This window comes from Cupriavidus sp. 8B (assembly GCF_054589115.1).
The window spans coordinates 1-24,491 of the sequence record NZ_BAAILO010000093.1 but is presented as its reverse complement, the minus strand read 5'-3'; the positions used below and the strand labels follow the sequence as shown (position 1 = coordinate 24,491).

Sequence of the window (24,491 nt, the reverse complement as noted above, 5' to 3'; positions counted from 1 at the left end):
GTTCAGGGTTCGATCTTGGGCAGTTCCGGCGCGATCAGGTCGAGCCCCGCGCGCAGCAAGCGATCATAGCGCTCTCGTTCCGCGGCGATGGTCTCTGGCGTCCAGCGATAGAAGCCTTCGCCGCTCTTCATGCCGTGGCGGCCGTCCGCCGCGCGCTCGGTCAAGCAGCGGGCCGGTTCGGCCGCGTTGTTGAAAGTGGGATACATGGTAGCCCCGGCCGCCGCGTGCACATCGATGCCGGCGTGGTCGCGCTGCATGACCGGCCCGGCCGCCAGGAAGCGAAAGCCGAAGCCAAAGCGCACCGCCGCATCCACATCCTCGGGCGAGGCGATGCCGCGGTCGATCAGGTCGAAGGCTTCGCGCGACAAGGCGTGTTGCAGGCGGTTGGCGAGGAACCCCGGCAGGTCCTTCTTCACCTTGACCGGCACCATGCCGCAACGGCGCATGAAGCCGATCAAGACGTCGGCACCGGCCTCGGCGCTGCCCTCGCCCAGCACCACCTCCACCAGCGGCACCAGGTGCGCCGGCATGAAGAAATGCAAGCCGAGCATGCGCTCTCGGGTGGGCAGGCCCTCGCCGATGGCGCTGATCGGGAAACTCGAGCTATTGCTGGCGAGAATGGCATCCGGGCGCGCACGCACCACCAGGTCGGCGAACAGCGCGCGCTTGATGTCGAGCCGCTCGGGGATGCACTCGATCACCAGGTCGACCGTGCCCCAGTCGATCGCGTCGAGCCCTGCGGCTACCGTCAATCCCGCCAGGCCAGCCTCGGCAGCCGGGCCGATGGCCGCGAGATTGGCGGCGACCCTTGCCGTTACCGCGCCTGCGCGCTGCGCGTCGGGCTCGACCACGGTAGTGCGGCAGTGCGCGCGCGTGAGCACCACGGCCACGTCGGCGCCCATGGTGCCGCCACCTACCACCACGGCGTGTGCGGTGCCGGGAACGGCTAGCGAAAAGTGGGCGGCGTCGGGCATGGGCATCCTTTGTACTGTCTGGCGTTGTCGTTGGGCGACTGAACCCGCCATTGCCGCAAAATATGGCTAAAACGGCGCTTTTCCTGCATCACGGCCCGGGTTCAGCGGAATTGACCATGAGTGTAGACAAGCCGCTTTGATTGATGAATCAGATTTTCCGAATAGAATGATCGACTAACAAGATCAATCCGCGATCCATGCCGTGAAAATCAACCTGTCGATGCGCGATGTCGAGACCACCCTGGTGCTCGGCCGGACCCTGAACTTCCGGCAGGCGGCGGGACAGCTGCACCTTTCGCAATCGGCGCTGTCCACCCAGATCCTGCGCATCGAGGAGTCCCTGGGCGTGCGGCTGTTCGACCGTACCACCCGCACCGTGCGGCTGACCGCGGCGGGCGAGGTCTTCATGCAGCAGGCAGCGATCCTGCAGGCTGCTTTCCGGGACGCCATCGACGCGGTGAGCGGCATTGCCAGCGCCGAGCGCGGCCACGTTGCGGTGGCCGCCTTGCCCTCGCTGGCCGCCCGCCTGCTGCCGCGCGTGCTGATGGCCTACCGGCGGGAGCATCCCAAGGTTACGCTCAAGGTCTTCGATACGCTCTCCGGCCCGGCCTTTGACCTGGTGCGCGCGGGCGAGGTCGACTTCGCGCTGACCGCGGCCGACCCGCAACAGGCGGACCTGCACTACGACCCCATGATGTCCGACCGCTTCGTGCTGCTGATTCCCAGCGAGCACCCGCTGGCCCACGGCAAGGGGCCGGTGCGCTGGGCCGATACGGTTGACGCCGCGCATGTTTCCATGACGCACCCCAGCAGCGTGCGCCAGTACGCCGAATGGGCCTTCCTGCAGAACCGCATCCGTTTCCAGCCGGTGTTCGAAGCCGAGCACCTGGCCACCATCGCGGCCATGGTCGAATGCGGCTTCGGCGTGGCGGCGCTGCCGGAAATCGCGGCCGGCACGGTGCGCCAGGCCGGCATCGTCGAGCGCTTGCTCACCGCGCCCGTGACAGAGCGCTCGATCGGTCTGGTGACGGCGCGCAACCGCAGCCTGTCGCCCGCGGCGGCGGCGCTGGTCGGCGTGCTGCGCGCCCACCTGGCCCAAACCGGCGGCGGCGTGGCCGAACCGGCATGAGCGAGCCGGGGCGGGATCGCGCGAAGCGGTAAGCAAAACGCACAAGGCTTGAAAGCGCGCGCGATATCGCGGTATGTTCGGAGCCGACAGCGCCTGGCCGGACTGGCCTTGGCCGAGGGCGCGCTGACGCTGGCGCTGCCCTATCCGCTCTATCTGCTCGCCGACCAGTTGCTCGGCGTGTCCGGCGTGGTGGCCGTGGTAAGGGCCGCCCAGCGCCAGGCGGCGCTACCGGCACGATCAGGGGGAATCCGCCAGGGCAGCCGGCTCCGGCTGGTACCGGACTGTGTGGTTGCGCCCGTGGCGCTTGGCCTGATAGAGCGCGATATCCGACTTTTTCAGCACATCGCCGACCTCTTCCGCCGACGCAGGAAAATGCGCGACGCCAAGCGAAATCGTCACCATGCCACCGGTGGGGTTGGGCGCCTTTTCCACGGCCTCGCGCAAGCGCTCAGCAATCAGGAACGCATTCTCCACGGTCGTGCCAGGCAGCAAGATGACGAACTCCTCCCCGCCGCTGCGGCATGTCACATCGCCGCCCCGGGAACCGGCCCGCATCAGGCCAGCGATGTGCTTGAGCACCTCATCACCGACATGGTGCCCGTAACGGTCATTGATCGACTTGAAGTGGTCCACGTCGAGCGTGATGACGGCAAAGGACTGCCCGCTGAGTTCGTACAGGCTGAGTGCGTTGCCCAGCCCGCGGCGATTGCGCAAGCCCGTCAGCGCGTCGGTGATGGTTTCATGGTTGAGCCGGTCCAGCTTGCTGCTGGTCAGGCTCATGCCCCGCAGCAGTGCTTTCTTCAGGCGATCGGCTTCGACATACCTGGCCTGGATCCGCTCGATCCTCTCCATCCCATCGGGCGTGGTCCCCATCCTCGCGTGATCGGCCAACTGCCCCAGCGGCCGCGAGATCCAGCGGGAAAACCACAAGATGAGGACCAGCGACAGGAGCAGGAATGGCATGCTGTTGCCGAACGTCACCAACACCAGGTCACTCAGATCGGCCAGCGTGGCTTGCGTGGATCTCTGCGCCACGATGCCCCATCCGGTGGACGCGACCGGCGCATAGCCGGCAAGCATCTCGACACCATATTGGTTCAGTATCTGCTGGGCGCCCGCTGTGCCGCTGGTTACCGCCAGTACGACTGCATTCTTGAAGATCGACTTGCCAACATGGGAGTCGTCCGGATGAAAAATCACCGTGCCTTTGCGGTCGACCACATATACGTAAGAGCTATCCCGATAATAATGGCTATCGAGAATCTTATGCAGCAGGTTCTTGGCATTCAGATAAATCGTGCCCCCGACATAGCCGAGCAGCTTGCCCGCGGAATTAATAATGGGGTGGGAAATAAAGATAATCAACCGCCCGCTGGCCGAAGTGAAAGGCTCGCTGATTGCCGGGGTGCGGGTAGCCAGGAGCTTATGCCCCCAATCGGTCTTTACGCTCGATCCGGCCCGGCGCAGGGCCGCTGGCGACACCGCAAGCACCATGCCGTCCTCGCGGACGATGGCAACCGAGTTCAGGCTCTTGGTCTGCAAGCGCAGGCGCTCCGCCTCCTCGCTCACGCGGGCCGGATTATCCATGCCCCTGGCGAGCACGCTGGCGCTGTACGCCAGTTGCTGCATGGTGCTGTCGAGATGGGTTTCCGTGGACTCCGCCAGCTTTGCCGCATAAACGCGATTGGCTTCCAGCGTATTGCGGATCAGCAGGTCACGCTGCACGCGGTAACTGGAGTACAGCGTATTGGCCATGGTCAGCAGGACCGACCCCAGGGCCAGGAGCAAGATCAAACGGCCAAGCCCCATTTTGGGCGAGCGCTCCGGAAGCGGCTTACACGGTTGCGCTGACATCTCTTTTGCAGACCGACAATCTTCAGAAGGTGCCGATTTTAGCACGGCCCGCCGGCTAATATTCCTGCTGCAACGCGCAAATGCGGGCTCGCGAGGTTAAAGATCCGAACAAGAATTTCAAGTTTCCCCTCGAGCGGCGTATTGATTCATTTCAATATTTCTATTAACCGCGCCCATGAGACAAATAATGTAATGTACTAAGCGGGCCCTCCGGCACGCTCCCGCTCCGCCGCCAGGTAAGCATCGCGCGAAGGCAGCAGATGGCTACGGCATAGCGCGACAAGATCCTCGCGCCGGCCCGCGCGCAAGGCCTCGATCATGGCCCAGTGTTCCTGCCTGGCACGCTCGCGATAGCCCGCTGCAGCCAGCGAGCCAAAGCGGATCGGATGGGCGCGGCGGGCGTATTCCTCGATGGCCTGCCGCAGCACCGCGTTGTCGACCAGGGCGAACAACTCCCGGTGAAAGCGCTGGTTGATGCGAAACACGGCACGCGCATCACCCGCCGCCACCGCAACGTCGTGCTCCTGCTGCACGGCCACCAGCGCCTGCAACCGCGCAGCCGGTACCGGCAGCGCAATCAGGCTGGCGGCGTGCGTCTCCAGCACTTCGCGCAGTGCGTACAGCTCCATGACCTCGCGCGCCGGAAAGGCGCGCACCACCGCGCCAACGTTGCGCTTGCGTTCGACCAGGCCCATGCCTTCGAGCGTGGCCAAGAGTTGGCGCACCACATGGCGCTTCAGGTTGAAGCGCGCCATCAGGTCGTCTTCGACCAGCCGCTCGCGCGGACTCAGCAAGCCAAAGACGATGTCTTCCTCAAGGATCGCGGCGGCGGCCAGCATGGCGTGCGCGCCACCACCGGAGGCATCGCCCTGAATGCCATGCGCCGCTTGTGTGTGCGTACCGGCACGGGTTGGTCGATCCATGGCAGGACTCTCAGGACTTGCGCGGCACGGTTTCGCTGGTCTGCGCGGCACGCAGAAAATCGAAGTCCACGCCCTGGTCGGCCTGCGTCACCGTGGCCAGGAACAACTTGCGATAGCCGCGCTCGGCGGTGGGACGCACCACTTCGTGCTCGGCCGCGCGGCGGGCCAGTTCCGCGTCGTCGATCAGCAGGGAGATTTCGCGCCGCGCCACCGACAGGCGGATGCGGTCGCCGTTGCGCACGTGGGCCAGCGGGCCGCCGATGGCGGCTTCCGGCGTCACGTGCAGCACGATGGTGCCGGCCGCGGTCCCGCTCATGCGGCCGTCCGAGATGCGCACCATGTCCTTCACGCCGGCGCGCGCCAGCTTCCTGGGAATCGGCATGTAGCCGGCCTCGGGCATCCCGGGCGCGCCGGTCGGCCCGATGCGCTTGAGCACCAGGATGTCGTCGGCATTCACGTCCAGCGCATCGTCGTCGATGCGCAACGCCATGTCCTCGGCATCTTCGAACACCACGGCGCGCCCTTCATGCTCCATCAGCACCGGATCAGCGGCGGACTGCTTGATGATGGCGCCGCCCGGAGCCAGGTTGCCGCGCAGGACGGCCAGGCCGCCCACCGGATAGATCGGTGCGTCGAACGGGCGGATCACATCCTGCGCGAACGGGGTGGGTGCCGCGTCGAGTTCTTCGCCCAGTGTGCGGCCGGAGACCGTCAGCGTGTCCAGATGCAGCAGCGGGCGCAGCTCGCGCAGCAGCGCGGGCATGCCGCCCGCCGCGTGGAAGTCTTCCATGTAATGCTGGCCGGAGGGCTTCAGGTCCACCAGCACCGGCGTCTCGCGGCTCATGCGGTCCAGCCCCGCCAGGTCGATGTCGATGCCTAGGCGGCCGGCGATGGCGGTCAGGTGCACGATGCCGTTGGTGGACCCGCCGATGGCCAGCAGCACGCGGATGGCGTTCTCGATAGCCTTGCCAGTCAGGATGCGGTCCGGCGTCAGCCCGGAGCGGGCCATGGCCACGGCAGTGGTGCCGGTGCGCTCGGCCACCCGCACGCGGTCGGCGGTGACCGCCGGGGCCGATGCGCCACCCGCCACCATCATGCCGAGCGCTTCGGTCAGGCAGGCCATGGTGCTGGCCGTGCCCATCACCGAGCAGGTGCCCACGCTGGCTACCAGTTGGTTGTTTACGTCGGCAATCTCGGGCGCATCGATCTCCTCGGCGCGGTAGCGGCCCCAATAGCGGCGGCAATCAGTGCACGCGCCCACGCGCTCGCCGCGATGCGAGCCGGTGAGCATGGAGCCGGTGACGAGCTGGATCGCCGGCACCCCGGCCGAGGCCGCGCCCATCAACTGCGCGGGCACGGTCTTGTCGCAACCGCCGATCAGCACTACCGCGTCCATGGGCTGCGCGCGGATCATTTCCTCGGTGTCCATCGACATGAGGTTGCGCAGGTACATGCTGGTCGGCGCCGAGAAGCTCTCATGCACGGAGATGGTGGGAAAGTCCACCGGCAGGCCGCCTGCCAGCATGACACCGCGCTTGACGGCTTCCACCAATTGCGGCGCGTTGCCATGGCAGGGGTTGTAGCCGCTGTTGGTGTTGACGATGCCGATCACCGGACGGGAAAGCGCGTCGTCGGTATAGCCCGCGCCCTTGATAAAGGCCTTGCGCAGGAACAGTGAGAACCCTTTATCGCCATAGTTGGTCAGGCCCTTGCCCAGGCCGCTCTCGGCGTCATGCGCCGGCTCGAAGGGGTCCTGCCCCCCCTGTGCCGAGGCGAAAGGGTCCTTGGGGGAATCGAGGGGGCCGGCCATGCTTATCTCCAATAATATTATTGATAATCGAGGTGAGCATCATATCTGGCCTTGCCGCCCCGCCGCAATGGAAAGCTCCACCCCTCACCTTTAATTGAAAATACAGATCAGTCGATAGAAAAATTCTGATTCTTCTATCAAGAGACGGTCCCTACACTCTGCCGTAGCGACGAGCCGGGCGTCCCACGCTGCACAGCCTTGCTGTGCCTTCCCATCCATATCAACCCGGCGCAGGAGATTCCCCTATGACCGGCATTCGACGCCCCGCTCGCCGCGGCGTTTTCGCGCGCAGGCGCCATCTGTTGCTTTCTGCCCTGGCCAGCGCCGGCGCCTTGCTGGCGGGCGCCTGGCCTGGCCCGGCCGCGGCCGCCGACTATCCCACCAAGCCGATCCGCCTGGTCGTGCCCTATCCGCCAGGTGGCGCCACCGACGTCATCGGCCGCACCCTGGCGCAGCACCTGTCCACCGCGCTGGGCCAGCAGGTCGTGGTCGACAACCGGGCCGGCGCGGCCGGCAATATCGGCGCGGAACTCGTCGCCAAGTCGCCGGCCGACGGCTACACCCTGCTGATGGGTGCGCTGACTAGCCACGCGATCAACGCGGCGCTATACAAGAACCGCGTTTCCTACGACATCGAAAAGAGCTTCGCACCGGTGGCGATCGTCGGCACCGTGCCGCTGGTGTTCGTGGTCAATCCCAGCGTCAAGGCGAACAGCCTGCCGGAGCTGATCGCGCTGGCAAAATCCACCCCTGGCGCGATCACCTTTGCCTCCGCCGGCAATGGCTCGCCGCAGCACCTGGCCGGCGAGATGTTCAAGCGCATGGCCGGCGTGGATATGCTGCATGTACCGTACAAAGGCAGCGGCCCCGCCATGACCGACCTGATCGGCGGGCAGGTGCTCAGCATGATCGAGACCGTGCCGGCGGCGCAGTCCTACGTAAAGGGCGGCAAGATCCGCGCGCTGGCCGTCACCACCAGCGAGCGCGTGGCCGCGCTGCCCGACGTGCCGACGGCCAATGAAGCGGGCCTGAAGGACTTCGAGGTCAACTCCATGTTCGGCATCGTGGCCCCGGCCCGCACCCCCGCCCCGGTGGTGGACCGGCTCAACGCCGAACTCAAGAAGATCCTGGCCGAGCCCGACGTGAAGGCCTCCCTGCTCAAGCAAGGCGCCATCGCCACCTGGACCACGCCGGCGCAGACCCAGGCCCGCATCAAGTCCGAGCTGGCGAAGTGGACCGCGGTAATCCGGGAAGCGGGCGTCAAGCCAGAGTAAGCGTCGTCGCGGGCCCCACCGCCCGATACCGGAAGCAGTTTGCCCGCCCCGCCCTCATGTGACGGGGCGGGCGCCTGCCATCTCACGCCTTGACACCCCGACGATTCCGCCTATGATGACTAGCGCAATGCTGCGGCGCAGCAAGTGACGATTGCCACCGACGAAATCCCTTCGGACGCGTTGCCTCGTCATGAACTATCGGAGACGCTCATGGCTACCCCCTCTCACGCTGAACTCGTCGAGGCGCCTCTGCCTTACCCGGTCATCGATTTCGGCCTGGCAAGCCCCTGGGCGCAGGTGGCGCAGAAGATCAGCGCGCTGAACCTGCAAACGGCAAAGACGCTCATCGCCGAGGGCACCGACTACCTGCGCGAGGCGGCCGCGCAACCCTTCAGCTTCACCACGTTCCGGCCCGAGCTGGCCGACGTGATGGCGCAGCACATTGCCGCCTACACCCACAGCCTGATCGAGATCGTGTTTGGCGCGAACGCTGATTTTTCCGACAATGTCCAACGCCATTTCGCCGCGATCGGCGGCCAGGACCCGTTTCAGTGGTGCTTGATGGGCCGGGATTTTCTGCCGGAGTACAGCAACGGGCTGCCCACCATGGGCGCGGCGATAACAGGGTGGGTCGCGGCCTACCTGCCAGGCGGCAAGCCGCTGCCGCAAGCAACAGTCGAAGCCGCGCCGCGCAAGACAGCGCTGCTGGTGGCACCGGCCGACGTTGTGGAGCCGGTCGTGGAGCCGGACAAGCCAGCCGAATAAACCCGGCGCCCGGCGCGGTACTTGTCGATGACCAGCATCGAGGCCGCCGCATCGCCTGTCACGTCTTCCAGCAGCAATGCGCTGCCCGCCTCGCTCATCAAAAAAAGCGCTGATCCGGTAAGCCTGGATCAGCGCTCGCGCAGGCTCCATGTTGCGTCATTGGCAGGCGGTGCCGGGCACTGGCTTGCCCGAGTTGGTCATGCCCTGGCAAGCGTCGCCGACAATGGTATCGGCGTCGAAGGCCGCGTTGTTATATGGCTTGAGCCTGCCCGCTACCGTGCAGCAAAAGCGCGGCTCGCCCGGGACGGGCGTTGCAGGCGGCGCGCTCTTCGCCATGCGGGAGGACATGGGCGCTGGCACCTGGCTGGCGGCGGGCACCGGCGCGGGAGCAATGCGAGAGGCTGGCGGCTTGGCGGGCTGGTCGACGCTCTGGTCGTCGTCATCCGGAGACATGCATTGGCCCTTCTGGCAGATCCGATCCCCTTTGCACTGCATGTCATATTGGCAACCCGCTGCGTATGCGTGCAGCGGCGACGCCATCGCCAACGTGGTGGCGAACAGCAAGCCCAGCGTTCTCATGTTTCCTCCTACTCAACTGCCAACGCGAATCGTACGAACCGCCCGCGCCGGATCGTGCATTCCGGCCCTGGCACAACGCCGGGCATCGCGGCGTTTTGCGCTGGGATACCCGACTTCGGCGACGACCGCCACTTCAGTCGAAGCGATCCACCGCCACCTCTAGCATAGGCATCGGGACCCGCCACAGGGAACCCCGCGATGCAGGCGTGTGAGCGCCGCGCCACCAAGCGCGGCAACGGAAAATGAGCGCCCCGCTCCGTGCTCGGCCAGGGCGTCGAAACGCCCGTGTGAAACTGGTTGCGCCCGGCGCCCGCACGCTTCCAGTCCTTGCATGATTGCCGCTGGATTCGTTATTCGTTGTACGGCCCTGCCCCACCTGACCATCTGATCCTCCAGAGGCGAGTCGAATGGTGTTTCGCACCGTTGAGTCCGCGTTGCTGAACAAGCCGGTGCAGGACATCGACGACTTCAAGAAGGTCAATGACCGCTATGGCCACGACATCGGCGACGAAGTGCTCAAGCACGTGGCCGCTGGGATCAAGCTGGTGATGGGGATTGCCAGTACGCGCGCCTGGGCGCAGAAGAATTCGGCATTTATCTCAAGGGGATGACGCGCGCCGAGACGGAAATCCGCATCGACCTGCTATGCGGCAGCATCCGGGACGTGCCATCGGCGCACACCGTGACCATCAGCATTGGCGTCACCCACCTGGTCTGCGGCGACACGCTCACCAAGGCGCTCATCAAAGCCGATGAAGCGCTCTATGATTCAAAGAGGACCGGCAAGGACAAGTACACGTTTCACCGGGAAGCCAGCCAGCCTGAAGGATCGACATGACCCGCATCAACCTGCTACGCGCCACCTGGGTGGCATCCGGCTGCCTTGCCAGCGCGGCGCTGGCCCAGCAAAGTACCGTTGTCATCAACCAGAGCGGCATTTCCGCATCGGGCGCATCCGGCAGCAGTGTCGTCATCGTCAATGGCCAGGTGGTGACTTCCCATGACGCTACCAAGGGAGGTGGCCCCGAGAAGACCGAGCAGCGCCTGGTCGGCGCGTTCTCCAGCGTGCAGCTCAATGCCCCGGTCGATGCGCTGTTCTCGGCTTCGCGCACGCACTCCGTTTCCATCACCGGCCCCGCGGACGTCCTGCCGCTGGTGCTCACCACCCTGGCCGACGGCAAACTGACCATCGGCCTGAGCGCGCCGGTCGTGCTCGCGGCGCCGCTCAGGGTAGCCATTACCGGGCCATCGCTGCAGGCGGTCAGTATTCCCGGCGCCGGCACCCTGCGGGCGTCCGGCCTGCACGAGGCATCCATCGACCTGCGCCTGTCCGGTTCCGGCTCGATCGTTGCCGAGGGCACGGTGGGCAGCTTGCGCGCCGCCATCTCCGGCTCCGGCGAGGTGGATGCCAGCGCCTTGCGCGCACAAAGGCTGGACGCGCAGCTCAGCGGCTCGGGCCGCATCCTCGGCTATGCGTCGGATGCGGCCAGCGTGGCACTGACGGGATCGGGCGACATCGTCGTTGCCGGCAAGCCGCACCAGCGCGCCGTCAGCCGTACCGGTTCGGGCCAGGTGTCTTTCGAATAGCCTGCCCCGCCGGGCCTACCAGGCAGCCAGCCCGTCCACCGCCTGCTGAGTGATGGCAACGCCATGCTGCGCCCGGCTGGCCAAGGTGGAGATCGCGCGCAAGGTGCAACGCCTTCTGGAAGACGCAGCGGCGCCGCTTGCATTAGCGCCGCGGCCACGTCGGCTACCGTCAACCGGTTCGATCGGCGTGCCTTCAGCGCCATGAAGCCCGCTGCCTATCGGCAGCTAGCGCGGCCATCGCTTGGTAGTCAGTAACCGCAGCATGCGCTGAGGCTTGTTGGCCGGCTCGCTGCGCCCGACACGCGAGTACGCACAACAATTTCCCACGCCAGCGCTTGTTGACGTTGCAGTGCAAGAATGGCAGCATTCCCGGCTTCGGTGGGTTGCCCACCTGACCATACACTCGCCCGCCGCCAAACTCGGGCTTCGGAGTTTTCAAGTCATGCGCGTTGCATTTATCGGCCTGGGTGTCATGGGCTATCACATGGCGGGCCACCTCGCCGCCAACGGCCATCAGGTCACCGTCTACAACCGCACGGCTAGCAAGGCCGAGCAGTGGGTCGCGGCGTTCGGCGGCAAGTCGGCTGCCACGCCGGCGCTGGCAGCGCAAGGCGCCGAAGTGGTCTGCTCCTGCGTGGGCAACGACGATGACCTGCGCTCGGTGCTCGCTGGCAAGGACGGCGCCTACAGCAACGCGCCGGAAGGCTGCGTGTTCGTGGACCACACCACGGCCAGCGCCAATGTGGCGCGCGAGTTGTATGCCGCGGCTAGCGAACGGGGTCTGCACTTTGTCGACGCGCCCGTCTCGGGCGGCGAAGTCGGCGCGCAAAAGGGCATCCTGACCATCATGTGCGGTGCCGACGAGGCCGTGTTCAGCCGGGTCGAAGCAGTCCTGGGCGCCTATGGGCGCGCCGTCACCCGCATTGGCGGCTGCGGTGCGGGCCAGCTGGCCAAGATGGTTAACCAGATCTGCATCGCTGGCCTGCTGCAGGGCCTGTCCGAAGCCATCGCCTTTGGCGAGCGCGCCGGCCTGGACATGAAGGTGGTGCTGGACGTGATCAGCAAGGGCGCTGCCGGCTCCTGGCAGCTGGAACACCGCGGCCCCACCATGATCGAAGACAAGTTCGATTTCGGCTTCGCGGTGGACTGGATGCGCAAGGATCTGGGCCTGTGCCTGGACGAGGCGCGCCGCAACGGCGCCAGCCTGCCGGTCACCGCCGTGGTGGACCAGTTCTACGCGGACCTGCAGCAAGACGGCTGCGGCCGTGCCGACACCTCCTCGCTGATCAAGCGCCTGCGTTGATCCTGCGCTGACCGAACGGCTGCCGGGCACGTGTGCTGCCCGCTTCGCCGGCTGTTCGTCACCCCCACCCTCCAGCTTCCTTCCTGGCGCCGCGCTCGCGGCGTCATCCAATTCCTACATCCATATCAGAGGCCGTCCCGCTGGGCCGGTCTGCGCACCCGGCTATCTTGTAGGCATGGCAGGCGCGCCCGTTAGCGCCTTCAGTGCCGTACGCGGCATCAAGCACGTAGGAGACCAACATGTTGAGACTGGCAAGCGCGCTCATCGCGGGCGCCGCACTACTGATCGGATTGAACGGTTGCACGGCTACCGGCGCAGTGGCTGGCGGCGTGGCTGGCCATGAACTGTCGCACGGCAGCACCGCCGGCACGATTGGCGGCGCGGTGGTTGGCGGCGTCATCGGCCACGAACTGGGCAAGTAAAGAGACACAACGAGATCACGAGATAGCGCGAATCCCACGCTGATCCCCCATCAAGGAGCCAATCATGGCCATCGGTACGATCCTGCTTATCCTTCTTATCCTGCTGCTGATCGGCGCACTGCCAACGTGGCCGTACAGCACGGGATGGGGCTACTACCCCAGCGGCGGCCTCGGCCTGGTCGTGCTGATCGTCGTGATCCTGGTGGTCATGGGCCGGCTGTAGCGCAGGCTGACTTCCTGAAATGAAAATGCGCCGCATGGAAAATGCGGCGCATTTTTTTATTGTTTTCATCGCTGAAAGAATGGCAATGCCGCCGGACGGATTAGCAGGCAATGCATCAAGAGCGAGATCAATACGACTTCGGCAAACCCAGCACGCGCTCAGCGATATGGCACATGATGAGCTGCGCGCTGACCGGAGCAATCCGCGGGATATAGGACTCCCGCAGGTAACGCTCCACCTGGTATTCGCGCGCATAGCCCATGCCGCCCAACGTCAGGACCGCGGTCTGGCAGGCCTGGTGCGCGGCCTCCGCCGCGAGGTACTTGGCGGTATTGGCCTCGGCCCCGCAAGGCTTGCCGTTGTCGTACAGCCAGGCCGCCTTCCACACCATCATGTCAGCGGCTTCCAGCGCCATCCACGCTTGCGCCAGCGGATGCTGGATGCCCTGGTTCTGGCCGATCGGGCGCCCGAACACGGTGCGCTCCTTGGCATACCGTGTTGCCGCCTCCAGCGCGACGCGGCCAAGGCCGACGGCTTCGGCGGCAATCAGGATGCGCTCGGGATTGAGGCCATGCAGGATGTACTCGAAGCCGCGCCCTTCCTCCCCGATGCGGTCCGCCACCGGCACCGTCAGCCCGTCGATAAAGAGCATGTTGGAGTCCACCGCGGCGCGCCCCATCTTGTGGATCTCGCGCACCTCGATGTGCTTGCGGTCCAGCGCCGTGTAGAACAGGCTCAGCCCCTGCGTCGGCTTGGCCACCTTGTCCAGCGGCGTGGTGCGGGCCAGCAACAGCATGCGGTCGGCGACCTGCGCGGTGGAGATCCAGATCTTGCGGCCGTCCACGCGATAGCTGCCGCCATCCGCCGACAGCACGGCCTGGGTCTTGAGATGGGTGGTGTCCAGGCCGGCGTCGGGCTCGGTCACGGCGAAGCAGGCTTTCTCGGTCCCGGCGATCAGCGGCGGCAGCGCCGCCTCCTTCTGGCGGTCGTTGCCGAACACCACCACCGGGTTGAGTCCGAACACATTCATATGGATGGCCGACGCGCCGGAAAACCCCGCGCCGGACGCCGACACCGTCTGCATGATCAGCGCCGCCTCGGTAATGCCCAGCCCGGCGCCGCCATACGCTTCCGGCATCGCGATGCCGAGCCAGCCCGCCTGCGCCATGGCCTGGTGAAACGCGTGAGGAAATTTGCCTTCGTCGTCCAGCCCCGACCAGTAGTCGGCGCCAAAATCGCTGCATAGCTGCGTCACCGCTTCGACGATGGCGCGCTGCTCGGGGGTTCTTTCAAAGTTCATGCCTGCCTCACTCCGGCTGGATGCCAGCGTCCTTGACCAGCTTGGTCCACTTGACCAGCTCGCCGGCCACAAAGCCGGAGAACTGCTTGGGCGATTGCCCGAATGCCTCAAAGCCCAGCGCCTCGAAGCGCGGTGCCACTTCCTTGCTCGCGGCGATGCGCGACAGCTCGCGGTTGAGCCGCTCGACCACCTCCGCGGGCGCCTTCGCCGGCGCGAACACGCCATTCCAGGAAGTAATGTCGAAGCCCTTCAGCTCAGGCGTGTCAGCCAGCGGCGGCAGCTCCGGCAGCAGCCGGCTGCGCTGCGCGGTGGTCACCGCCAGCGCGCGCAGCTTGCCCGCCTTCACGTTGGCAATGCCGGCCGCCACGTCGACGAACATCATCGGCACCTGCCCTGCAATCACGTCGGTCATGGCCGGCGGCGTGCTCTTGTACGGCACATGCAACAGGTCCAGCCCGGCCATGCGCCCGAGCGTGGCGCCCGACACGATGCCGGTGCTGTTGCCGCTGGCGTAAGACATGCCCGGATGCGTGCGCGCGTAGGCAATCAGCTCCGCCACGGTCTTGACCGGTAGCTTGGGATTGACCACCAGCATGAACGGCAGGTTGCCCATGCGCGCCACCGGCGTGAAGTCGCGGATCGGGTCGTACGGCAGCTTCTTCATCAGCGAAGGGTTGGCCGAATGGGTCGTGTTGGTGGTCATGAACAGCGTGTAGCCGTCCGGCGCGGCCTGCGCGACGATCTCGGCGGCAATCGCGCCGTTTGCCCCGGGGCGGTTGTCCACCACCACATTGGCCTTGAGCGCATCACCGAGCTCCTTGGCGGTGATGCGGGCCACCGCGTCGGTGCCGCTGCCGGCGGCGAACGGCACCACCATGCGGATCGGTTTGCTGGGATACGCGTCTGCCGCCGCCGCGAACGGCGCTGCGGCGAGGCTCAGCAATGGCAGCGCGGCGCGCAGCAGCGTGGTGAGGCTTGGCATAGTGTTGTCTCCTGTTTTTTTGGCTAGCTATCTCGTTGTCGTGGATTAGCTTTGTCGCTGCGATGCCCACGGGGCGCCACGCCACTTCATGGCGCGGTCTTCTCTTTGTAGTTCGTGTCCTTTACCAGCTTGGCCCAGCGCGCGGCGTCATCGGCGATGATGGTGGCGAACTGCTCGGGCGTGCTGCCGACGGCCTCGTAGTCGATGGCGGCAAGGCGCTCCTTGATATCCGGCATCGCGACGATCCGCACGATTTCCTGGTTCAGCCGGGTGACGATTTCCTTCGGCGTGCCTGCCGGCGCCAGCAGGCCGGCCCAGGAATTGAAGTTCATGCCCTGGATACCGGCCTCCTGCATGGTCGGCACATCGGGCAGCGCCGGCGAGCGCTTGGGCGACAGCACGGCCAGCGGGCGCAGCCTGCCGGCCCGGATCATCGCCATCGAGTTGAACGGGTCGATGGTCATGTCGACCTCGCCCGCCACCACGGCCTGCATCTGCGGACCGGTGCCCCGGTACGACACGCTAACCACGTCCGGCGTGCCGGCAGTGGATTTGAACGTCTCCCCGATCAGCTCGATCATGCTGCTGCCAGCCGACAAGCTCAGCGGCCGGCTCTTGGCGCGAGCCAGCCCGACAAACTCCTGCACGGTCTTGGCCGGCACCGACGGGTGGACCACCATCACAAAACCGATGCTGCTGATCAGGCTGATGGGCGCAAAGCTCTTCAGCGGCTCGTAGCCGGCCTTGTACAGCACGGGGCTGAGCGTCTGCGCGCCGGCGGTGTTGAGCAGCAACGTATAGCCATCGGGCGCGGCACGCGCAACCACATCGGTACCGATGATGCCGTTGGCGCCGGGACGGTTCTCCACTACCACCGGCTGCTTCAAGGCCTCCGCCAGCTTCTGCGACAGCAGCCGCGCCACTACGTCGGTGGCGCCGCCCGGCGCGTAAGGCACCACCATGCGGATCGGCTTGGTGGGATAGGCGCTGCTCCACGCCAATGCGGGCATGGCACTCCAGATAGCGGCGCACACCAGCAAACGGCGTCGGGAAGACAGAGTCATCGGGTTCTCCTACCAGGCTTGAACAACAAACGTCGCAGCGGGTGCACGCACCCGGGCGGAATGGCGGCAATGCGCAGCGGTCGGCAGCGGTCGGCAGCGGTCGGCAGCGGTCGGCAGCTGTCCTCAGGCGGGACGGATCACGCGCTCCGGGGATTCCTCGTAAGGCGGGGCGTAGATCACCAGCAGCTTCACGGGCTCGTCGCTGATCACCGTGAACACATGCATGGCCTCGGCCGGGAAGAAGCAGCAATCGCCGGGGCCAAGCTCGCGCGACTGCCCGTTCACCTCGGCGCGCGCCCGACCCTCCAGCACATAGCAGACTTGCTCGATGCCGGGATGCGCGTGCGGCAAGGCGCCCTTGCCGCGCTCGATGGTGCCGTGGATGACTTCAAGCTGGGTGGCGCCGACATTCTCGCGTCCGATGATGCGGCGGTTCAGCGTGCCGACATGGTTGGCCGGATGGTAGCCGGGCACTTCCTCGGCACGGACGAAGTAAGTCGGTGAGGACGACGGGGGGGTCATTGCAGTCTCCATGCCGGCCAGGCCGCACCCCTTGTGGGGTGCCGTCAAGCCAATCTGTTTTTCATGTTTGTGAAAGCTATTTTATGCTGATGAAAAAACTAGTCAACTGTTTCAGCCATCCCGGGAGCGCCGCGACCCCTGCGCAGGCTTGCGGCGAACCTGATCCATTGGCCGACCGGCCGATCGGTTAGTCAATTTCCCTGACGGGAGGATAGACGCGGGAACGGGGCGACTCCCACCGCCTGGCCGCTGCGGCGGTTGGTGGCCAGCCCTTCCAAGCTGCGCCCTCGGGCCATGGCCAGCTATTCAATCTCCGCCACACCGACGATTTGCAGCCGATTCTGGTAGCGGACTTCCTGCCGCATGACGAAGCGCCGAGCCGGGCAATACCAGTCCGTCATATCGAGCAGCGTCGGCTCCAGTTCGACCACGATGTCGCCCAGCCGGAAGCTGCCCGTATCCACGAACTTGGTATAGCGGATCGGCCAGCAAAGAAGCGTGCCGGACGCGAGCGTCAGGCGCTGCAGAGCGCCAACCGTGCGATCGGACAAGGTCAGGCGGACATTGGAAGCGACCATTTCGGAGATGGTGGAGCCAGTACCACGATCGACGATACGAAAGTAGTAGCGGGATACGAAGGTCTCTGGAGGAAGCACCTGCCCTTCGACCAGCGCCGGCGGATAAAGCAGCAATCCATTCGAATTCGTACTCATTTCCCCGATCATTTCGCTATAACGGCCGTAAGCGTGAACGCGCGCGTTCACGCTGCTGACAAGGGGCTGCCCGGACCGCTCGTCGATCACGATGCGATGATGCTGTACCGTCTCCACAGGCGGCCCCATCAACCGGCGCAACGCCGACTTCGAGTAAATATCCAGGTCAAGCGCGCAAGTATCCCGCTCCAGGTCATTGACGTTGCTGAGGAATGCGAGCGTCGTCATCGGCGTCATTCCGTCCGCCTCGAAGCGGATTTTCCCGCCGTCATGGATGTAGGGCGCATCGCATATCTGGCCAGCGCTTGCGTGCCCACTTGTCACGCCCAGCAGGGCAGCGGCAAGCATGCCGGCAGCAAGGAACACGGCCCGGGAAAGCTTGGGCCGCCGCACCTGCCATGGCTGCCAATGGGCAACCCCGCCCGCCTGTCCGAAATCAAGCACGAGTCTCATGGTGTCGCGAAGAAACCGAAGCCATTGGATGGGATGGATGGGGCTTGACGCCCCGAGCAGTTAGGGCGGCGTTCCAGCTGGCCCGCTCCCCATGCTGCATCTGGCAGCCCGACCTGGTCACGAGCATACACCGGCGCTCAGGACGTACCGCGGTCACCACCGGCCGCACGTCGCTTTGAGGGCGTCAATCCATCTACTTTCTAGATGCTTCTCATCGAAATAAATAGGCTACCTAGATGGATAGGCGGCCGCTACGATTCAACTCACACGGCTCGCGGAGCCGCGCCACCAGGAGAGTTCAGATGGCCAAGGTTCTTGTTCTGTATTACTCGTCGTACGGTCACATCGAAAAAATGGCCGATGCCATTGCCGAAGGCGCGCGCGCAGCGGGCGCTCTTGTCGACGTCAAGCGCGTGCCCGAGACCGTGCCGGAAGGCATTGCCAGGAGCGCTCACTTCAAGCTTGATCAATCCGCTCCGATCGCCACGGTTGCCGAACTCGAGCACTACGATGCGATCGTCGTCGGCACCGGTACGCGCTTCGGCCGCATGTCCTCGCAGATGGCAGCGTTTCTTGACCAGGCCGGCGGCCTCTGGGCACGCGGCGCGCTCAACGGCAAAGTCGGCGCGGCGTTCTCGTCGAGTGCGACACAGCACGGCGGCCAGGAAACCACCCTTTTCGCCATCATCGCCAACCTGCTTCACTTCGGCATGACGATCGTGGGCCTGCCATATAGCCATCAGGGCCAGATGAGCATGACGGAGATTGTCGGCGGTGCCCCGTATGGCGCGACCACCGTTGCCGGTGGCGACGGCTCGCGCCAGCCGAGCGAGATCGACCTCGCGGGCGCCCGCCACCAGGGGAAACTGGTCGCGAAGACGGCGGCCAAGCTTCGCGCCTGAACACGGCAAACCTCTCGCAGCAAGAGCTACCCCTACAAACGGAGCAAATCATGCAACAACAAGACATCGGCGAGATCGCCAAGGCCGTCGTGCGTCGCAATACCGCGGAAGTCCAGGGCGGCGGTGACTGGGCCCTGTTCGACGCGCTGTTCTCGGACGACTTCCTGGACCACACTCCGCAACCGAACTGCACCCCGGACAAGGCCGGCGCGTTGGGCCTGTATCGCAAGTTGCGCGAGGCATTCCCCGACTTCCACGCCGAAATCCACTGGCAGCGCGCGCACGGCGATGTGGTCACCACCTACAAGACCTACCACGGCACGCACAAGGGCGACTTCTTGGGTGTCGCGCCGACGAACCGCGCGGTGCAGTTCGAGACGGTCGACGCCATGCGCGTGCAAGACGGCAAGATCACCGAGCACTGGGGTGTCGCCAATCTGTTCTCGGTGCTTCAACAGCTCGGAGCATGGCCCATCGGATCGGGAGAGCCCACATGAACACCAACATCCTCACTGGCAAGGTCGTGGTTGTGACCGGTGCGGCCAGTGGCATCGGCAAGGCGGTTGCCGTCCAGGCTGCCCGCCATGGCGCCAAGGCGATCATCGTCTCGGATCTGAATGCCGAGCCGCGCGAGGGCGGGCGCTCCACCCTCGACGAGATCGCGGATATCGGTGTGCCCGCACGGTTCCATCGGGCTGACGTCAGCCAGCGCGCCGACGTCGATGAGCTGGTCAACGCGGCAGAGGCGTTTGGCGGCATCGACGTAATGGTGGCAAACGCCGGGATCACGGCAAAAGCCGACGGATTCGACGTCACCGAAGAGGACTTCCATCGCCTGATGCGGGTGAACCTGGACGGTACGCTCTTCAGCGCGCAGGCCGCCGCCCGGCAGATGAAGGCCAACGGCAAGGCGGGAAGCATCGTGCTCATGGCCAGCATGGGCGGGATCGCCGGCGCAGGCATTACGGTGGGCTACTCCACCAGCAAGGGCGGGGTCGTGCTGATGGCCAAGTCCCTGGCCGATGCCCTGGGGCCGGACAGCATTCGCGTCAACGCCGTTGCCCCAGGGACCATCGATACGCACCTGCTGCGCACAAGCCCCGGTATCGCCCAAGCGGCAGAGGGCTTTCGCCTGCGCACTCCGTTGCGCCGGTTCGGGAAGCCCTCGGAGATCGGTGACGCGGTTGCGTGGCTGGGCTCCGATCTTTCCAGTTTTGTGACCGGCACCGCCTTGCTCGTCGACGGCGGACTGCTGGCCGTGATCTGAAGACAAGCACTACAGCCCATTTACAGGAGTACAAGACATGAGCACCGTCATCCGATTCCACGTCCACGGCGGCCCCGAGGTCCTTGAGGTGGAACAGCAAACCCTTGCGCAACCCGGCCTTGGCGAGGTTCGCCTGCGCCACGAGGCCATTGGCGTCAACTTCATCGACACTATCTTCCGCAAGGGCATCTACCCGGTGTCGTTGCCTTCCATCCCAGGCGTCGAAGGCGCCGGGGTCGTCGAAGCCCTGGGCGAAGGCGTACACGGGCTCGCCGTGGGCGATCGCGTCGCCTACTTCCTGTCTCCGGGAAGCTACGCACAAGAGCGGACCATTGACGCCCAAGCCCTCGTCAAGCTGCCACAGGATGTGTCGGCCGAGCAGGCAGCGGCAGTCCTGACCAAAGGCCTGACGGCATGGTCCGGCCTTCACGGGTTCCATCAGATCAAGCGTGGCGAAACCATACTCGTCCAGGGCGCGACCAGCGCGGTCGGCCGGCTCCTCTCGCGCTGGGCACGCGCGCTCGGCGCTACGGTGATCGGCACCGGCAGCGTTGCCAAGCAAGACACGCTGCGCGCGGATGTCGATCATGCACTGGCCTCGGACGATCCGGATCTTGGTGCGCAGATCCGCGACATCGCGCCTGATGGCGTCGACGTCGTCTATGAGTTCGTGGGCCGGGCCACCTTCGCGGCTTCCGTGGCCGCGGTGCGGGATGGCGGGACGATCGTGAACATCGGCGCCGCCTCGGGCGCGCCCGAAATCGACAATGCCGCCCTCGCGGCTCGGCAAGTGCGTGTCGCCGGAGGACCGATGGCCCAACACCTGCAAGGCCAGGCGCGCGACGAAGCCGTCGCCGCGGTGTTCGAAGCGCTGCGTGCTGGTGTCTTCGGCGAGACCGAGGTTGTGCGCTACCCGCTCGCCGACGCGTCGCGCGCGCATGAAGACATCGCCGAACGACGCCGCTGTGGCACGGCAATTCTCATTCCCTGAGGCGCCCGCGGCGCAAGCACCCTGCCTCGTGCCGCGACGGTCGGCACCGGCGCCTGCCCGCCCCCGCCTCTAAGCTACCTGGAAACCCAACGATGCAACACACCACACTGATCAATGGGCGCACCGACCTGCGCACGGCAGACGCCCTGACCCTGATGAATGTCTCGCCGAGGTTCGACGTCACGGAATGGCCCAGGCAGGTGGAGAGGTTCCTGCATAACACAGAGAATCCTCTGCACAGGGCAATCCTCAAGAACTACCTGCGCCACCTCCTGCTGGAAGTATCCGGCTACTGGAACCAGATCATCGTGCCCGAACTCACCGTGGAAGAGCCCATGTACCGCGTGGGAGACCGGCGGGAAATGAAGGTGCTCACGGGCAAGGCCGCCGTCGAAGGCTTCTACCGCGAAGCGTTCGAAACCCGGACCAACGTAATGGGTGCGCGGACCATGAACATGGGCGTCGAAGACTATGGCGTCACCACCGAGGCCGTCTGGACGCACGTCGTTCCAGGTGCGACGCTCACGGGGCATGATATCGACGCGGATCCCGCAGCGCACTACCTCATGACACATCACCTGTTCCAGATCTTTACCTATACCAGCGAGGCCAGGCCCAGGCTGATCGCGGAGCGGATCTACGATGACCTGGAGAGCTACAGCTACGAAAAACTGGCGCCGGCAGAAGTCGTGACGCCGGAGATGGCCCGAGCACAGTTGGCACCATTCCTGGCGCGTGCGACGCTTGAGTAGGCTGGGCGGAGGAACGGCCGACAGGCACGCTGCATGGTGCGTCAGCGATTTGAACGCGACTGTTCTCGGCCGAGGTCGTTGTTGCAGGCGCGCACGCCATTGCCGGTCATTTGCTTTTGACCATCGGCGCTGGATGTCGGCTTTTCAACAGCGAACAGTCACCGCTCAGGTCGCGGTGTCCTCCCTCCACCATTGCTGCGTACTCGCGATCCGATTCGGAACATCAACGTCGCGTTATTCGGATAGCCGCCTTATAGTTAAACGATCATAAGTGCCGCGCACCACCGGATTGATGCCCGCCAGGAAATGAATTGCGCCTTTATACAATACAACCAGCAAACGTCTACCATGCTCTTCTTCGCGGGCAGTCGTTCCGATCGGAGCCGTTTGTTCATCCGGAGGCAGATCTCGACTTTCAGTCGGCGTATGACTGGCTCGTTGGCGAGATGGAGCAACGATGTGGACGCCGCCCGAGAGGGGTCACATATCCAGTGTGGGCTTGGTATTTGTGGGAAGGTAAGAAAAAGGCGCGTCCGGATTTGCGCTATCGGCGCGTCAGAGACAATGCGATCGACGGCGATGCCGTGCTCCTGACGCTTGATATTGGCGATGAGCGAGTTGTTCTCTCGGACTATGACGCATGGCATCATCCCCTGAACTACTGGTTTCTTGGAACGGCTGCACAGGCGGAGGTTTTCGAAGCCAAATGCTCGGCGGTGAGGCTTTCGGCATACAAGCATAAGCCTCTACCTCATCCGGCACTTCACTCAGAACTCATAGCGTCCTGGCGTGGCATCTTCAATAAGGACGGTGCACCATCGATGCTTGAGGGGATGACCGACCCCACCATTTTCAATCCAGGCGACATTCTGGGAGCTACACCCAGGGGATGTCGTGGATGTCGTGGGCTTCGGCAGGATTGGGAAGACAAGGAAATTGCCGCCGCCCCGCGCCGCCTTTTGATCCACGGCGATTCAAGAATCTATGCGTCAAGATTTTCCACCTACCGATGCGGCGTCACGAACGTGGAAAAACTGGAATCCGGGCAGCGAAGTGGTACCCCGACTATCCCGGGTTGCGAGACCTCGCCGTTATTGCGCCGCCACAGCCCGCATCGCTGGCGTGCGGCGGCCGTCGAGGCTGAACGCGCCGGCGCCATAGTGCATCACCTGCACCAGGCCGCCGGCCATGGCCAGGTTTTTCAGGAAGTGGAACATCTGGTTCTGATCGCCCAGCGCATGGTGGAAGATCAGCGCCGTCACCACGGCGTAGACCGCAAGCAGCGCGGCCATCAGTCGCGTGCGGTAGCCGGCGATCAGCAGCACGCTGCCGGCTAGTTCGAGCACCAGCGCACCGAAATAGCCCAGCGCCGGCGCAGGCAGGCCGAGCGAGCCGATATAGCCGATGGTAGCGGCAGGCGCCATCAATTTGCCAAAGCCGCTGACGAGGAAAATGGCGGCGATGAGAGTGCGGCCGATCAGGGGAAGGGCCGGGTGCGCGTTTGCGTTGGTCGAATTCATGGCTTGCATCCTTTGTTTTAGAAATGTGAGGTGATGGGTAAGAAGTGAGTAGTAAGTCGTGGGTAATGGGTAATGGGTAATTAAGCGGAAAGTGCGTGTCCTGCGGCTGCTTCGGGTTACCGCAGGCGACCCTCGGCGCGCAGTTGCATGCCGATCCTGGCGATCTCGGCTTCGCCCTTGCGGAGCGCCTCGTCGGACGTATGGACGGAGTAGTAGCCAAGCGACAGGTCGTGCGGATGCGGGACTGCCGATGCGACGATGAAATCCGCATCTGACTGGGCTGCGAATTCGAGCGGGTCTTCCGATTGGGCGAAGACAACGAGTTCGTTGTGCAGGAACTCGTCGTCGACAGCCAGCGTGCCGCGGTTGGCATGTGCCCAGGCCACGGTGTGGCCTTCCGGCGGCTGGTAGCGCCAGCGCTCGCCGGCGGCCAGGCGCACGTGCTGCAGCGCCACGCCGGAAGGCGCGGCAACCGGGCTGTTCCTGCCGGACTGGGTGCCGAGAATCACGCGTGCCGGACCCGTGCGCGGGATCGACGAAGCGGGGAGGTACTGGCTATGCGGCAGCCCGTTCTCGAGACTGCGCGGCAAGGCGACCCAAAGCTGATAGCCTTGGAACCTCTCTCCCTTGGCGGGACTGGCGCCGTGCCAGATGCCATTTCCAGCTCGCATCCACTCCACGCTGCCTGAAGGCAGCACACCGGCCGCACCGGTCGTGTCCTCATAGTTCAGTTCGCCCTCGATCAGCACGGTGAGCGTGGCAATGCCCGAATGCGGGTGCATGGGGAACAGCGCGTCGCCGGAAGGCGCGAAGTCGAAGTAGTCGAGAAAGACAAAGGGCTTGATCAGCTGCCCCACGTCTCCCGGGCTGACGATCCGCGTGACGGGGCCATGCCGGCGCCCTTTGGTACGCAGCACGATGGGACGGGTGGCTGCCGCTTGCGGCTGCGCCATGGGATGCCGGGTCTGGCGCTCTTCTGCTGCGCGCCCGGCCTGCGTTGCGAATTTCATCAGTTTGCTCGGGAAACCTCGCCCTTTAGGGCGGGGATGGATAGCGCGGACGCCGAAGGCGTCCTCTTAAAGCGCTGGAACGATCTGGAATTGCTCAAAGTTGCAATGTCTCCTGATTGAAGGTAACTTGTGTTTTCCCTGGACAAAGCGTTGAAAAGGAAGCGTTGATCAA

Annotated in this window: 26 protein-coding genes and 1 pseudogene; 15 read left to right on the top strand and 12 right to left on the bottom strand. The window is 64.9% G+C overall.

Annotation, left to right across the window (positions count from 1 at the left end):
* Positions 1–2: 2 nt before the first annotated feature.
* The gene (locus ACYP5B_RS09100; protein ID WP_459569362.1) at positions 3–980 is read right to left on the bottom strand and encodes a 3-hydroxyacyl-CoA dehydrogenase family protein; all 978 of its coding nucleotides are present in this window, start codon (positions 978–980) and stop codon (positions 3–5) included.
* Positions 981–1,176: 196 nt separating this feature from the next.
* On the opposite strand from ACYP5B_RS09100, the gene ACYP5B_RS09095 reads away from it, so the two are divergent.
* On the top strand, positions 1,177–2,103 hold the full coding sequence (locus tag ACYP5B_RS09095) for a LysR family transcriptional regulator (protein WP_459569361.1): 927 nt from the start codon (positions 1,177–1,179) through the stop codon (positions 2,101–2,103).
* 237 nt (positions 2,104–2,340) lie between these two features.
* On the opposite strand, the gene ACYP5B_RS09090 is transcribed toward ACYP5B_RS09095, so the two are convergent.
* From ACYP5B_RS09090 to ACYP5B_RS09080, 3 genes are all read right to left on the bottom strand, one after another.
* The gene (locus ACYP5B_RS09090) at positions 2,341–3,912 is read right to left on the bottom strand and encodes a sensor domain-containing diguanylate cyclase (RefSeq protein ID WP_400096537.1); all 1,572 of its coding nucleotides are present in this window, start codon (positions 3,910–3,912) and stop codon (positions 2,341–2,343) included.
* Between the two features lie 242 nt (positions 3,913–4,154).
* A complete protein-coding gene (locus ACYP5B_RS09085; protein WP_318231060.1) occupies positions 4,155–4,796 on the bottom strand; it encodes a GntR family transcriptional regulator in 642 nt (213 codons plus the stop codon).
* Positions 4,797–4,890: 94 nt separating this feature from the next.
* The gene (locus ACYP5B_RS09080; RefSeq protein ID WP_459569360.1) at positions 4,891–6,690 is read right to left on the bottom strand and encodes an IlvD/Edd family dehydratase; all 1,800 of its coding nucleotides are present in this window, start codon (positions 6,688–6,690) and stop codon (positions 4,891–4,893) included.
* Positions 6,691–6,935: 245 nt separating this feature from the next.
* Between ACYP5B_RS09080 and ACYP5B_RS09075 the strand changes: the two genes are divergently transcribed.
* Both ACYP5B_RS09075 and ACYP5B_RS09070 read left to right on the top strand, forming a co-directional pair.
* Positions 6,936–7,964: a tripartite tricarboxylate transporter substrate binding protein gene (locus ACYP5B_RS09075; RefSeq protein ID WP_459569359.1), complete on the top strand. Its 1,029-nt coding sequence runs from the start codon at positions 6,936–6,938 to the stop codon at positions 7,962–7,964.
* A gap of 210 nt (positions 7,965–8,174) precedes the next feature.
* Entirely contained in the window at positions 8,175–8,729 is a 555-nt protein-coding gene (locus tag ACYP5B_RS09070) for a hypothetical protein (protein WP_400096503.1), read from the top strand.
* A 156-nt stretch (positions 8,730–8,885) separates the two neighbouring features.
* Here the strand turns inward: ACYP5B_RS09070 and ACYP5B_RS09065 are convergent, their stop codons facing one another.
* The gene (locus ACYP5B_RS09065) at positions 8,886–9,308 is read right to left on the bottom strand and encodes a hypothetical protein (protein WP_318230999.1); all 423 of its coding nucleotides are present in this window, start codon (positions 9,306–9,308) and stop codon (positions 8,886–8,888) included.
* A gap of 407 nt (positions 9,309–9,715) precedes the next feature.
* On the opposite strand from ACYP5B_RS09065, the gene ACYP5B_RS09060 reads away from it, so the two are divergent.
* The 6 genes from ACYP5B_RS09060 to ACYP5B_RS09035 all read left to right on the top strand — a co-directional run bounded on the left by ACYP5B_RS09060 (position 9,716) and on the right by ACYP5B_RS09035 (position 12,843).
* Positions 9,716–9,919 carry a diguanylate cyclase gene (locus ACYP5B_RS09060; RefSeq protein WP_400096502.1) on the top strand — a complete coding sequence of 68 codons (204 nt, stop codon included), beginning with the start codon at positions 9,716–9,718 and terminating at the stop codon, positions 9,917–9,919.
* Complete coding sequence (locus ACYP5B_RS09055) at positions 9,916–10,146, top strand: hypothetical protein (protein WP_459569357.1); 231 nt, start codon at positions 9,916–9,918, stop codon at positions 10,144–10,146. Before ACYP5B_RS09060 ends, ACYP5B_RS09055 begins: the two co-directional genes overlap by 4 nt.
* Complete coding sequence (locus ACYP5B_RS09050; RefSeq protein WP_400096501.1) at positions 10,143–10,895, top strand: head GIN domain-containing protein; 753 nt, start codon at positions 10,143–10,145, stop codon at positions 10,893–10,895. Before ACYP5B_RS09055 ends, ACYP5B_RS09050 begins: the two co-directional genes overlap by 4 nt.
* A 397-nt stretch (positions 10,896–11,292) precedes the next feature.
* Positions 11,293–12,198 (top strand): NAD(P)-dependent oxidoreductase, encoded by a 906-nt coding sequence (locus ACYP5B_RS09045; RefSeq protein WP_400096535.1) that lies wholly within the window; start codon positions 11,293–11,295, stop codon positions 12,196–12,198.
* 239 nt (positions 12,199–12,437) lie between these two features.
* Positions 12,438–12,620, top strand: a complete 183-nt coding sequence (locus ACYP5B_RS09040) for a glycine zipper 2TM domain-containing protein (protein ID WP_318230995.1) — start codon at positions 12,438–12,440, stop codon at positions 12,618–12,620.
* A gap of 64 nt (positions 12,621–12,684) precedes the next feature.
* On the top strand, positions 12,685–12,843 hold the full coding sequence (locus tag ACYP5B_RS09035; protein WP_183034576.1) for a DUF3309 family protein: 159 nt from the start codon (positions 12,685–12,687) through the stop codon (positions 12,841–12,843).
* Between the two features lie 127 nt (positions 12,844–12,970).
* Here ACYP5B_RS09035 and ACYP5B_RS09030 read toward each other — a convergent pair whose 3' ends face one another.
* From ACYP5B_RS09030 to ACYP5B_RS09010, 5 genes are all read right to left on the bottom strand, one after another.
* Complete coding sequence (locus ACYP5B_RS09030; protein ID WP_400096499.1) at positions 12,971–14,143, bottom strand: acyl-CoA dehydrogenase family protein; 1,173 nt, start codon at positions 14,141–14,143, stop codon at positions 12,971–12,973.
* 7 nt (positions 14,144–14,150) lie between these two features.
* A complete protein-coding gene (locus ACYP5B_RS09025; protein WP_318230993.1) occupies positions 14,151–15,125 on the bottom strand; it encodes a tripartite tricarboxylate transporter substrate binding protein in 975 nt (324 codons plus the stop codon).
* Positions 15,126–15,211: 86 nt separating this feature from the next.
* Entirely contained in the window at positions 15,212–16,189 is a 978-nt protein-coding gene (locus ACYP5B_RS09020; protein ID WP_459569354.1) for a Bug family tripartite tricarboxylate transporter substrate binding protein, read from the bottom strand.
* A 123-nt stretch (positions 16,190–16,312) separates the two neighbouring features.
* Positions 16,313–16,711 carry a cupin domain-containing protein gene (locus ACYP5B_RS09015; protein ID WP_459569353.1) on the bottom strand — a complete coding sequence of 133 codons (399 nt, stop codon included), beginning with the start codon at positions 16,709–16,711 and terminating at the stop codon, positions 16,313–16,315.
* Positions 16,712–17,013: 302 nt separating this feature from the next.
* Positions 17,014–17,877, bottom strand: coding sequence for a hypothetical protein (locus ACYP5B_RS09010; RefSeq protein ID WP_459569352.1), 864 nt, complete (start codon positions 17,875–17,877; stop codon positions 17,014–17,016).
* Positions 17,878–18,179: 302 nt separating this feature from the next.
* On the opposite strand from ACYP5B_RS09010, the gene wrbA reads away from it, so the two are divergent.
* From wrbA to ACYP5B_RS08980, 6 genes and pseudogenes are all read left to right on the top strand, one after another.
* Entirely contained in the window at positions 18,180–18,779 is a 600-nt protein-coding gene (gene wrbA, locus ACYP5B_RS09005) for an NAD(P)H:quinone oxidoreductase (RefSeq protein WP_459569351.1), read from the top strand.
* Positions 18,780–18,829: 50 nt separating this feature from the next.
* Complete coding sequence (locus ACYP5B_RS09000) at positions 18,830–19,276, top strand: ester cyclase (RefSeq protein WP_400096494.1); 447 nt, start codon at positions 18,830–18,832, stop codon at positions 19,274–19,276.
* On the top strand, positions 19,273–20,046 hold the full coding sequence (locus ACYP5B_RS08995) for an SDR family NAD(P)-dependent oxidoreductase (RefSeq protein WP_459569349.1): 774 nt from the start codon (positions 19,273–19,275) through the stop codon (positions 20,044–20,046). Before ACYP5B_RS09000 ends, ACYP5B_RS08995 begins: the two co-directional genes overlap by 4 nt.
* 37 nt (positions 20,047–20,083) lie before the next feature.
* Positions 20,084–21,037, top strand: coding sequence for a quinone oxidoreductase family protein (locus tag ACYP5B_RS08990; protein ID WP_459569348.1), 954 nt, complete (start codon positions 20,084–20,086; stop codon positions 21,035–21,037).
* A gap of 92 nt (positions 21,038–21,129) precedes the next feature.
* Positions 21,130–21,789, top strand: a complete 660-nt coding sequence (locus ACYP5B_RS08985) for a hypothetical protein (protein ID WP_459569347.1) — start codon at positions 21,130–21,132, stop codon at positions 21,787–21,789.
* A 311-nt stretch (positions 21,790–22,100) separates the two neighbouring features.
* A pseudogene (locus ACYP5B_RS08980) lies at positions 22,101–22,586 on the top strand (DUF3841 domain-containing protein); the annotation flags it as partial.
* A 294-nt stretch (positions 22,587–22,880) separates the two neighbouring features.
* On the opposite strand, the gene ACYP5B_RS08975 reads toward ACYP5B_RS08980, so the two are convergent.
* Together ACYP5B_RS08975 and ACYP5B_RS08970 are read right to left on the bottom strand one after the other, a co-directional pair.
* On the bottom strand, positions 22,881–23,318 hold the full coding sequence (locus ACYP5B_RS08975; protein ID WP_459569346.1) for a DoxX family protein: 438 nt from the start codon (positions 23,316–23,318) through the stop codon (positions 22,881–22,883).
* A 107-nt stretch (positions 23,319–23,425) separates the two neighbouring features.
* Positions 23,426–24,319: a pirin family protein gene (locus tag ACYP5B_RS08970; protein ID WP_459569345.1), complete on the bottom strand. Its 894-nt coding sequence runs from the start codon at positions 24,317–24,319 to the stop codon at positions 23,426–23,428.
* Positions 24,320–24,491 lie beyond the last annotated feature (172 nt).